This window comes from Falsiroseomonas oryziterrae (assembly GCF_021864505.1).
Lineage (GTDB): Bacteria > Pseudomonadota > Alphaproteobacteria > Acetobacterales > Acetobacteraceae > Falsiroseomonas > Falsiroseomonas oryziterrae.
In genome coordinates this window covers 1-765 of sequence record NZ_JAKJIB010000663.1, presented here as the reverse complement: position 1 = coordinate 765, position 765 = coordinate 1, and the positions used below count along the sequence as shown (strand labels likewise).

The 765-nt window shown below is 76.6% G+C and carries 1 protein-coding gene; it reads right to left on the bottom strand.

The window, feature by feature from the left end:
* Positions 1 to 85: 85 nt before the first annotated feature.
* Positions 86 to 765: EF-hand domain-containing protein (locus tag L2I40_RS23960; RefSeq protein ID WP_237217843.1), on the bottom strand; the 680-nt coding region annotated here is incomplete at its 5' end.

Sequence of the window (765 nt, the reverse complement as noted above, 5' to 3'; positions counted from 1 at the left end):
CTGCGTCGGGCGGTGGCACACGTCTCAGACTCAGGCCTCGGACGCTACAGAGGACGGACCGTCGGTCAGAGGGAGGGGGACGACGTCAGGGCGCGCTGCCGAGCAGCCCGTCCATCAGGCTGCGGAGCATGCCCGCGCCCTCCGCGATGCCTTCCATGCGGAGCGGCCGGCCGGCTGCGGTGCCGGCCGCGCGGGCGAAGGCCGTGCCGCGATCCTGCAGCAGTTCGGCGAGAGAGATGCGGCCGTCGCCGTCGTAATCGAGGCTCTCGACCAGCGCCCGCGCGGCGAGGATGCCGGCCAGCGCGCCGGCGCCCACCGCGCCGGCCAGGATGTCCTGGGTCGCGCCTTCCTGCACCGCGACCACCCAGGACGCGCCGCGGACGAGGCGGGCGAGTTCCGCGGGCGCCAGCCTGCCGTCGCCGCTGACATCGCCCTGGCGCAGGATCGCCTCGCCGCAGGCGCCCGGCGTGCCGGTGCCGCAGGCGGCTTCCAGGTGCTCGAGCGCGGCGAGGAAGGCGATGCCCTCGCCATGCAGCGCGGCGAGCGCGGCGGGCGGCGCGTCGCAGCGGCGCCAGACCTGCGGGCTTGCATCGCCGGGCAGGCGGTCGTCGCGGGTCTTCGCTTCCGGCTCGATCGTCTCCAGCCCTTCCGCCGCCGCGCGGAACATCAGCCGCGGCGCCTCGGCGCCGACGGCGGTGCCGAGCGTGTAGCCCGCGGCCTCGCGCAGCGCGGAGAAGCGGTAGAGCCGGCCCGGCTCCTCGGCGT